General features: G+C 53.5%; 10 protein-coding genes. 5 read left to right on the forward strand and 5 right to left on the reverse strand.

From position 1 onward, the window contains the following. Positions 1-7: 7 nt before the first annotated feature. A complete protein-coding gene (locus tag PSSD_RS18975; RefSeq protein ID WP_039335278.1) occupies positions 8-985 on the reverse strand; it encodes a substrate-binding domain-containing protein in 978 nt (325 codons plus the stop codon). 519 nt (positions 986-1,504) lie between these two features. On the opposite strand from PSSD_RS18975, the gene PSSD_RS18980 reads away from it, so the two are divergent. Continuing rightward, positions 1,505-2,695, forward strand: a complete 1,191-nt coding sequence (locus tag PSSD_RS18980) for a CynX/NimT family MFS transporter (RefSeq protein WP_058973297.1) — start codon at positions 1,505-1,507, stop codon at positions 2,693-2,695. A 2-nt stretch (positions 2,696-2,697) separates the two neighbouring features. Here the strand turns inward: PSSD_RS18980 and sfnG are convergent, their stop codons facing one another. Beyond that, positions 2,698-3,786, reverse strand: coding sequence for a dimethylsulfone monooxygenase SfnG (gene sfnG, locus PSSD_RS18985; protein WP_058973298.1), 1,089 nt, complete (start codon positions 3,784-3,786; stop codon positions 2,698-2,700). A gap of 391 nt (positions 3,787-4,177) precedes the next feature. Between sfnG and PSSD_RS18990 the strand changes: the two genes are divergently transcribed. Beyond that, positions 4,178-5,020 carry an MBL fold metallo-hydrolase gene (locus tag PSSD_RS18990; RefSeq protein ID WP_153011466.1) on the forward strand — a complete coding sequence of 281 codons (843 nt, stop codon included), beginning with the start codon at positions 4,178-4,180 and terminating at the stop codon, positions 5,018-5,020. On the opposite strand, the gene PSSD_RS18995 is transcribed toward PSSD_RS18990, so the two are convergent. From PSSD_RS18995 to PSSD_RS19005, 3 genes are all read right to left on the reverse strand, one after another. After that, a complete protein-coding gene (locus PSSD_RS18995; protein WP_058973300.1) occupies positions 5,002-5,352 on the reverse strand; it encodes an ArsR/SmtB family transcription factor in 351 nt (116 codons plus the stop codon). The genes PSSD_RS18990 and PSSD_RS18995 overlap by 19 nt on opposite strands. Before the next feature lie 65 nt (positions 5,353-5,417). Beyond that, a complete protein-coding gene (locus PSSD_RS19000; protein ID WP_058973301.1) occupies positions 5,418-6,359 on the reverse strand; it encodes a sugar phosphate isomerase/epimerase family protein in 942 nt (313 codons plus the stop codon). A gap of 8 nt (positions 6,360-6,367) precedes the next feature. After that, complete coding sequence (locus PSSD_RS19005; RefSeq protein WP_058973302.1) at positions 6,368-7,546, reverse strand: Gfo/Idh/MocA family protein; 1,179 nt, start codon at positions 7,544-7,546, stop codon at positions 6,368-6,370. Between the two features lie 444 nt (positions 7,547-7,990). Between PSSD_RS19005 and PSSD_RS19010 the strand changes: the two genes are divergently transcribed. From PSSD_RS19010 to PSSD_RS19020, 3 genes are all read left to right on the forward strand, one after another. After that, positions 7,991-9,004, forward strand: coding sequence for a LacI family DNA-binding transcriptional regulator (locus PSSD_RS19010; protein WP_058973303.1), 1,014 nt, complete (start codon positions 7,991-7,993; stop codon positions 9,002-9,004). Positions 9,005-9,021: 17 nt separating this feature from the next. Further along, entirely contained in the window at positions 9,022-9,846 is an 825-nt protein-coding gene (locus tag PSSD_RS19015) for a sugar phosphate isomerase/epimerase family protein (RefSeq protein ID WP_058973304.1), read from the forward strand. Positions 9,847-10,099: 253 nt separating this feature from the next. Continuing rightward, positions 10,100-10,450: gluconate 2-dehydrogenase subunit 3 family protein (locus PSSD_RS19020; RefSeq protein ID WP_167347686.1), on the forward strand; the 351-nt coding region annotated here is incomplete at its 3' end.

Genomic DNA, 10,450 nt, shown 5'->3' on the forward strand with positions numbered 1-10,450 from the left:
CGACTCCTTACAGGCCCATTTTGATCAGTTTCGGGAGGTTGTCTTTATCCAGACTTTCGAGGCTGTCACCAAACAGCGTGTGGTTGGCGCTATCGACGCGCATTTTGCCCATGCCTTCAATTTGGGTGCCGTCGGTGATGGTTTTACCCTCCGCGACCATCTTGCCAATTCTTACAAACAGCTCGCCTGCGGTCATCGGGTTCCAGATATAGCCCCCTTTGATATTGCCATTCCGTACCAGAGCCGCAGCCTGATTCGGGCTGTACGCCCCCACTACGCAGACTTTATCTTTGGCCCCGCGCTCTTGCACCGCACGTCCGGCACCCACTGGGCCTGGTGAACCAAAGGCCATCATGCCTTTGAAATCAGGATATTTAAGCATCATCTCTTTGGTGACGCGCATCGATTCATCCACCGACTCGCCAGTACCAAACAGATCGCCTACCTGCTGCATTTTAGGGTAATGCTGTTTCTGATAATCAATCGCCGACTGCGCCCACACGCGGTGCAGAGGAATGGTCAGACTGCCGACAATAATCGAGTACTGCCCCTGCTCATGCATACACTGCGCCATCAACTGCATATGGCGCTCGCCAAAGGATTTGGCATCCACCAGCTCAAAATCCCAGTCGGCATATTTCTGGCCAGGAGATTCATGCACAATCACTTTGATGCCCGCGTCTTTAGCTTTTTTCAGCACCGGCTCCAGTGCAGCAGGATCGACCGGCACCACGCCGATGATATCCACCTTTTGCACGATCAAATCTTCAATCGCTTTCACCTGCTGTGCGGGGTCCTGTGCAATTGGGCCGACCTGCCATGCATTCACGCCCTCTTTCGCTGCCTCTTTTTTGATGCCTTCCTCCATAGAGTTGAACCAGGCGTTTCCGCCCACTTTGACCACGACGCCCATTTTGAGCGGTTCGGCGGCAAAGGCGCTGCTACAAAGGGCAAGAGAGATTAAGGCTGCTGATATTTTTTTCATTATGTTCACCATTATTGTCGTTGTAGGTTTTTGAAATGTCAGGGAAGACATAACGTGCAGGTCGGTAAAACGTGTTGCTATCGAGGAAATAAGTTAGAGGAATCGTTGGGTCAGAAATGTGCACGAGACGAGATAATCGGAACGCGCTTTGGTTGCACAGTTAAATGTGAGAAGTGATGGCTTTAAGATGAAATATTTTGGTGATTACATTTTGCACAGTGATGGATGTCACGACTGAAAGGATTCGTCTGTGCAGACATTTTCTAGATATGGGTTTGCTAAGCAGGATGCGGTAAGCAATTCATGCCCGAAGATGACGGTTTCTGTGTGGATGACTGTTTTGTCGTTAACCGCTTTTGAGTGCGTAGAGTCGAAGAGTACTTAAACCGTAACTTTACATCCCCACTTGCCCTCGCTAGTATTGCCCGCTCTCAGCCAACGTGAACGGCTGCGTAAGCGTTAACGTCAATCAACGCACCATATGCAGCATCGTCTGCCTCATTTCTATGGTGCGAAAATATGTCCCATACTGCTGTCACGCCACACCCTGCCCTGCAACGCACCGGATTTTTCCTGTTCCTGTTGCTGCTTACCGCAGCCAACCTGCGCACGCCGATTACCGCCACCGGACCGGTGCTGGAAAATATTCGTCTGAGTTTTGGACTGAGCGCCAGTGCCGCCGGGGTGATTAACTTCTTGCCGCTGCTGATGTTCGCGACCTTAGCCCCCCCTGCTGCCTGGTTTGGCAATCGCTTCGGCCTGGAGCGCAGTTTGTGGGGATCGCTGCTGCTGATTACCCTCGGCTCCCTGCTGCGTATTACCGGCAGTGAGAATGCCATGTGGGCCGGTACGCTGATTCTCAGTTCGGGTATCGCCGCGGCTAACGTGTTACTACCGCCGCTGATAAAACGTGATTTCACTGAACACACGGCACGTTACATCGGGCTGTATGCCATGGTGATGGGGATTTCAGCGAGTATTGCATCGGGCATTGCGGTGCCGCTGGCTGAGATCAGTTCAGCCGGTTGGCGTTTGTCGCTGGCGGTGTGGCTAATCCCGGCGTTTATCGCGCTATTCGCCTGGCTGCCTTACCTGAAAAGACCTACAGCACCACCTCAAGCAGCAGCAACGACCAGCGTGACCCGTTCACCCTGGCGCTCGGCACTAGGCTGGCAGGTTTCGTTATTTATGGCCAGCCAGTCACTGCTGTTTTACACCCTGATTGGCTGGTTCACTCCTTTCGCGCAGGACAACGGCATCAGCCAGATTGAGGCCGGCGGCATGCTGTTTATCTATCAGATTGTTGCCATTGTCTCTAATCTCGCCTGCATGAGCGCATTGAAGAAACTGCGTGATCAGCGCGCGATTGGTTTTGTCGCCTCACTGCTGATTTTCGTCGCCGTGCTGGGCTTGTTACTGCTGCCTTCGTGGTCGCTACTGTGGTTGATTCTGGCGGGACTGGGCGCAGGCGCATCCCTGGTGATCAGCCTGTCACTGTTCAATCTGCGCACGCAGGATCATCGCCAGGCCTCGAAACTGTCCGGCATGGCACAGTGTGTCGGCTACGGGCTGGCGGCGCTCGGCCCACTCTGTTTCGGCATGCTGCATGATGCCAGCGGTAACTGGTTGCTGCCGCTGGTCATGTTGCTGGCCATCACCGTGGTACAGATGGTGATGGCGTTACTGGCAGGCCGCGCGCGCCATATTTGAGGTCAGGCTGATACCAGACTTTGCTGGCGTTCCAACTCTCGCACCCGTGGAATGACTTCACGACCGAAGAACTCGACCTCTTCATGGAAGTGCAAAAACGCCAGCAGCAGCAAATCGACCCCCGCGTGTTTTAAGGCGATGATGCGCTCGGCTATCTGCTGTGGGGGGCCAATCAGATTGGTTTTGAAGCCATCGTTGTACTGCACCAAATCCTCGAAAGACGATTTTGCCCAGTTGCCTTCTCCCTCAGGGGAGGCGCTTCCGGCATTTTTCACCTCATGCTGGAACCCTTTCACCGCATCTGGATTAGCCTTAGCGATGATCTCCTGTAACACCGCTTGCGCTTGCTGCTCGGTCTCACGGGCAATCACAAAGCCGTTTACCCCGATTTTGACCCGATGGCCGTTGATGGACGCTTTCGCCTGAATGTCCTCGACTTGCTGTCGCACGCCGTCTGGTGTGTTGCCATTGGTGAAATACCAATCTGAAACACGTGCAGCCATATCACGTGCAGCACGTGAACTGCCGCCCTGGAAGATTTCCGGCAACGGTGACAGCGGTTTCGGTTTTAAGGCGTAATCGCGGAAGCGATAGAAATCCCCGGCGAAAGTGAAATGGCTTTCACCCCAAATACCGCGCAGGCAGCGGATAAACTCTTCAGAACGCAAATAACGCTCCTCGTGATCGAGCCATGGCTCGCCAATTGCTTTAAACTCGCCACGGAACCAGCCACTGACGATGTTGACCGCAATACGTGGACCGTAAAGATGGCTAATAGTGGCAATTTGCTTGGCAGCCAACACCGGATTCCACGGCCCCGGTAACAGCGCGGCAATCACTTTGAGTTTGGAAGTGTGGCTCAACAAATCCTGCGAGAAGGTCACGGACTCATGCTGATTATCTGCACCGTATCCGGCAGTAAAACGAATCTGCGTCAGGGCATACTCAAATCCCGCCTTTTCGGCGATCTTCGCCAGTTCTCGGTTGTACTCTGCGTCCCAGTGTGTGCGCTGTTCGATCTGGCTAATCACCAGTCCCCCGGAGACGTTCGGCACCCAATAGGCAAACTGAAGGGGTTTCTTTTCTGACATCGGCTGCTCCTGTCGAGTTATAGCGTAATGAAATAGAAGATTGTCTTGTCCAATCTTTTGGCTATAAATCTCAGTGCAGCCATCGTGCCATTTTTTCAGAATAAGCAGAGAGTTGATTTTGCAGCGTTTAGTGCCAGTCTCAGGGATAAATACCGCTGCAAATGCAGCAGCGGCTGTCGCGGCAGGGTTGCATTTACAACAGCTACGGCTAATTAGCCCCCCAGGGCAGCAGCACCAGTGAAACCGTCTCAGGCACCCTTCCCGCAGGCTCTACTGGATAAAAGTAAATGATGATTGTCACACCGTTGTATTCGCTGCAATATTTCATTGTTCATGCAGATTGATGATTGAACAGGCCTTTTTTTCTCTTCTTATTCTCACTAAGGCGGTCATTGTGACAATATCCTTTTCATCCCAGCGTGTGGGGCACTACCAGGTCACCGCCATCAGCGACGGCACCATGCAAGCCAGCCTGGAACTTCTCTCGGGGATTGACCTACCCGCAGCGGAAAAGATTCAATCGCAATCTGGCATCACGGTGCCCGGTGATATTCACATCTACTGCTATTTAATTCGCGGTGCGGGACGCACGATATTGATAGATAGCGGCAGAGGCGCGGTCGGTGAACTGCAGCGCAACCTGCAGGCGCTGGGGGTGACGCCGGAGTCTATTGATACCCTATTACTCACCCACGCCCATCCTGATCATATCGGCGGTTTATTGAATGAAGCTGGCCAACCCGCTTTTATCAACGCACAACTCTATGTGCATCCGGCGGAAGCCGCATTCTGGCTGGGTGATGGGCAGCATACGGGCAATGAACGTACGCAGAGAAACGCCTTATTGGTACGACGAGCGTTAGAGGCTTATCGCCCAACGCTTCGCTTGATTGAAGAGCCAGCCATCACCCCCGACATCCAGGCCGTGAGTCTGCCGGGCCACACGCCAGGCCATACCGGCTACCTGATTCACTCTGATAACGAGAGTGTGCTGATTTGGGGCGATATCGTGCATTACCCGCACATCCAGTTGGCGCGACCCGAAGTGTCTATTGTATTCGACCACGATCCTGTACTGGCCGAAGCCACGCGTAAAGCCATTGTTGAGCAGGTATTCCGGGACAAGACTTTGGTGGCAGGCATGCATTTTGGTGAATCGGCATTTGGTTATATTGAGCGTGACTCGACAACGGGTTATGTCTTACGCGGACAACCTCAGGATGCTTCACGGTGAAAATCGCTCACCGTATCGCGCGTCAGCCCATCGTGCGCAGTGGCGATGAGAAGCGCGTCCAGTAGTCCGGGGAAACGTGCGTCTAAATCTTCGCGGCGCAGTGACAACAAGTTTTCGCGCCCTGATGGTTTCTGCCAGATGACGCCGCTGTCACGCAACACCCGCCAGTGATGGGTTAACGTCGATTTGGAGACGCCTTTCAGCAGCGATCCACAGGTGTGTTCGCCACCTGCAGCCAGAGTGCTGACGACGCTCATGCGCATCGGATTACCGAGTGCCGCCAGCACATGCTCCAGACGAATATCCGCGCGAAGCGGGTGATTTTCCAGCATTGGCTGCCTCTTAACTGTTCGTATAAATACGAAGTATCAGGCAGCCAACGCGGGATGTACAGCCTCTACTGGCTAATCGTCTGTTTCAATGCGGCAATAGATGAAGTCACACCCGCTTCTACTGACATAGTGAGATCTTCCATCTCCAGCGATACCCAGTCGTTGTAGCCCATCATGCGTACCACCGAGAAGAACTCTTTCCACCACTGCAAATCCTGACCGCAGCCCACGGCAACATAGTTCCAGGCGCGGTTGGCGACATCCTCTACCGGTTTGGTTTCCAGCAAGCCATTCACACTCACCAGACCGCGCTCCAGTCGCACATCTTTGCCGTGACAGTGGTGAATCGCCGGGCCCAGTGCCCGCGCCGCGGCAATCGGATCGGCCCCCATCCATAACAGGTGGCTGGGATCGAGGTTTAAGCCCACGCTATCGCCCACCGCATCACGCAGACGGAACAGGGTTTCCGGGTTCCACACCAGCATGGAACTGAAATTCTCCAGCGCAAACTTCTCCACGCCGCTCTCTTTCGCCTGCGCCACCAGCCCCTGCCAGTAAGGGATCGCCACCTCATTCCACTGATAGTCGAGACAGTTTTTCAGCGTGGGTGGCCAACTCACGGTATAGGTAATCCAGTTCGGGATAGTGTCATTGGGGCTGGCGGGTGGAAGTCCGCTCATCATGACGATCTTTTTCACCCCCAGTTCGCCGGCCAATGCCAGAGCATTGTCGGTATCGCGCTTATGTTTGCTGCCAAGCTCACCCGGGTCGAGCGGATTACCCGACACATTCAGCGCCGCAATCGACATGCCACGGCTTTCCAACGCCTGCAGCAAATGACGGCGCTGTGTGGCGTTGGCCAACAATTCGTCGGTGCGCAGATGCGGCGCAGATGACCAGCCGCCGGTGGTCATTTCCACGCCATATACACCGAGTTCCAGCAACTTATCCAGCATCTGCTCAAACGGCAAATGCCCAAGGCTATCAGTACAAAATGAGAGTTTCATGGCTGTCCTTATTGATAGTTAACCCAGCTCGCACCGTTGTCGGCAGAGCGCACACAGTTTTCAATCCAGCGCACCCCTTCCAGCCCGGCATTGATATCGGGATAAACGAGGTTATCGAGGGTGCGCTGATCGCCGCGCTGCGTGGCACTGATCGCTATGGCAAATTTCAGGTAAATGTTGGCCCAGGATTCGGCCAGTCCTTCGGTATGCAGTGCGCCCAGACGCTCATCTGCCAGCGCACTTTCATGTAGATAAGGCATGCCATGATGCATAATCTGGTTCGGCTGCCCCTGCACCTCGAACTTCAGTTCACCCGGGTTGTAGTCACTCCACTCCAGGCTGGCGCGCGAGCCGATAACGCGAATGCTTTGGCTATCCATCGAACCCGCATTGATTGATGACGCCCACATGCGCCCGACCGCGCCGTTATCGTAGTGCATCAGCACCATGGCGTTGTCTTCCAGCGGCGCACGCGAAGGGATGAAACTCTGGCGATCGCACAGCAACGACTTCACCTTTAACTGCGGCAACACCAGTTGCGAGATGTAGAAGGTGTGCGTTGAGATATCACCCAAGACAAACGAAGGCCCGGCGATTTTTGGGTCAACACGCCATTTTTGCGCTTCACTGAATTTGTCGGCGCTGTCATTGGCGCTGAAACCATGGGTGTACTGCAGTTCAACCATACGCACGTCACCGATTTCGCCATTGGCGATCATCGCACGCATCTGCATCAGCAACGGGTGCCCCGAGAAGCCGTAGGTGACGCCTACAATGCGATTTTTCGCTTCGGCCAGCGCTTTGATCTCCAGTGCCTCAGCGGTGGTGAAGAACAGTGGCTTTTCGCAAATCACATGAATACCGGCATTCAGTGCCGCCTTGGTGATCTCGAAATGGGTGCCGTTGGGAGTGGCAATCGACACCACTTCTACCCCATCGGTACGTTTTGCCTCTTCTGAGAGCAGTTGCTGGTAATTGTCATAGCAACGTTCAGGATCAAGACCAAGATTGACACCGAACTCGCGTCCGCGCGCCGCATCAATATCAAACGCGCTGGCCACCATCTGGTAGGCAGTGTTGTCACGCAGCGCGCCCGATCGATGTTTATACCCGACCTGACTCAGGCGACCACCGCCGATCATCGCCCAGCGTAGTGGGCGAGGAATACTTTTTTCACCGTTGAGCATATTTCACTCCTGTTATTTTGCACCCGGGTGCAAAATGGGTTGAGGTTAGATGTCTGTATGTTTCTCTGTTTATTATTGTTATGGCCTGAATGACCCGTAAGGGCGGGCAAATTCATCATTCATGTTGCTATCGAGTGCAAAATGGGTGGTTTTAAGGTGCTAAAAGGATGATTCTTGTCATTCATTCAGCACAATGTCTTTGAAGGCGAAGTCTTAGTCAATTGTGAAATGCGTAAATCAGTGGGTGTGATCACAAAAAGCACACAAACTGCACCCGATTGCAAAAGTCATTGCAATCGGGTGCAAAGATCAAACATAATCGCAACATCGCAAAAACAGGGTTATTCGATCGCATTTGCACCATTTGCTTGCGCTTAGGTGTTTATTTTCAGTTGGCTTTCACGTTCAATGCTGGGGTCTCCGCTTTTTCCCTACGCAGGTGCTATGAGTAAACCAACCATAAAATCCCATAAAGCCACAGCAAGCGATGTTGCACGCCTGGCGGGCGTCTCAAAATGGACCGTATCGCGTGCCTTCACGCCCGGCGCATCGATATCCGACAAAGCGCGCGATCGGGTACTGAAAATTGCCAGTGAACTGGGATACCGCCCTAACCTGCTGGCACGCAGTCTGTCGCAAAAAAAGACGCACATTATGGGTGTGGTGATTGATGAGCTGAAAAATCCACACTCCATGCTGATGCTGGATACCGTGACCCGACAGCTGCAACAGCGTGGTTATATGGCGCTGTTACTGAATATCGGCAACGGCGAGAATCACAGCGCTGTCATGACCTTAGCTGACCAGCTACAGGTGGACGGATTGCTGTTTCTCGGCACGGTATTGACCGATGACATGATCGGCATTGCGCGCGAGATGCACCAGATTCCGCTGGTGCAGGTGTGCCGCAATAATGACGAGCCGGATATCGATGTGGTCAACATTGATGGTTTACGCGCCGGTAAACAGCTTGGCGAGCTGCTGCTGACGCAAGGTTTTACCCGCATCGGCTACATGATGGGGCCAGACACCAGCAGCCATCACACCCAACGCCTGGATGGGTTGCAACTGGCACTCAAAGAGGCTGGGCTTGAGCTGGAGCTGTTGCTCACCACCGGTGTGTATTCGCGGGAGCGCAGTTATGAGGTGTTGAGTGATTACCTCAACAGCCACGCACCGCAGCAGCGCATTGATGCGTTGTTCTGCGAGAACGACATTTTAGCGTTGGGTGCGCTGGCCGCGCTGCGCGATCACGCAGGCAACCGCTTTATGGCGGTAGTGGGCTTCGATGATATCGAAGAAGCCAGTTTGCCAAGTTGGCAGTTAACCACCTTCAGCCAGCGTATTGATTTAATTGTCACAGAGGCCCTCAACCGGCTGATTGATGAACGTGCCACTCCGGGTGGTGTTTGGTCTCAGGGAGAATTGCGCCTTCGACGCTCTCACCTGAAACCGTGAGGTAACAAGGAGGAGAGATGAAGTTGTCGTTGCATGGTGTTTCTGTCTGGTACAGCAATGCCGTCACTCAGTTACGTATCGCCCATGAAACAGGCTATAGCGGCCTGGAGATTTTACCCGAGCACCTTTATCGCTATCTGGATAACGGCGGCAGTTACGCTCAGTATCGTGAGCTAATGGCTCAATATAAAATTGAGATCACCTGCATCAACGCCCTGAAACGCATTGGGCGCTTCCAGCCTGACGAACGCGCGGCGATGCTGCGCGAAGCCGAAAAAGTGGTGCAGGCTGCGGTTGAACTGCACTGTCCGGTGGTGCAAATCATGGCGCTCACCGAATTGGATCATCTGCCAGACGCCGCACGTGATGCCATTCTACTGGACAATATCTCCACCATTGCCGATATCGGTAAACCTCACGGCATCAAATTCCAGATTGAGGTGGTGGCCTTCACCGCCTTCAACTCACTGCAACATGCGTTGGATTTGATTAAACAAAGCGCCAAAGACAACCTTGGCGTGGTGGTGGACTTTTGGCATCTGCATGCGGGTGGCGGCACCACACCCAATGACGTGGCGCGCATGGATAAAGATCTGATTTACGGCGTCCATTTCTGTGATGGCCGGGCCGCGCATCCGGGTGAAATCTGGGACGAATGGGTCCAGCGAAACTACGCGCCAGGTGAAGGTGATGTGGATATTCCCGCTTGGGTAGCAGCCGTTAAGGCCACCGGTTATCACGGCGTCTGGTCCCCTGAGTTATTAAGCCCACGTAACTGGGAAGATGATCTCTGGGATATCGCGCGTCACAGCATTGATGACATGAAAAAATATATTTATTAATAAAATAAAGGAGGCCCGAATAACGGGTTTTCCGTGAAGACAATTGGCAATGGCGGGAATACTCCAGCCCGCGGAATCGCGTATTGATTAACAGTGCGCGTTCACGCTTTTTCAATACTTTCTGTAAAAAAATAATAACGAACGCGGATTCGTCGTGAACGGCTGCGCGCGATATCGCGCGCGGCATTTCAGTGTCTGAATGCCCGGAACGTCGTGCTCTGTAATAACATTCATCTGTTGTAGGGAAAGAAGTATGAACCGAAGAGAAGCGCTCTTTTCGCTCAGCGGCATTGTTGCGTCACTCGCCGTGGCACCGCAACTGCGCGCCAAAGAGTTACACAATGTACCGCTGGAAACCCAACTCAGTGCCGACCATCTGCCGCAACCGGCGTGGCAAGAGGGTTATCAGGTGCTCACTAACCCATTGGATCGCCAAAATCTACAAGCCATTTTTGATCGTTTGATCCCTGCCGATAAGCTTGGCCCGTCCGCCACCGAAGCGGGCTGTATTGCGTTTCTTGATAACCAGTTAGCCGGTGATTACGGCTCAGGTGCCGCACTCTACCTGCAAGGGCCGTTGCATCCAGAAAATGAAGAGAAAATC

The organism is Type-D symbiont of Plautia stali (assembly GCF_001485335.1).
Classification (GTDB): Bacteria; Pseudomonadota; Gammaproteobacteria; order Enterobacterales; family Enterobacteriaceae; genus Pantoea; species Pantoea vagans_C.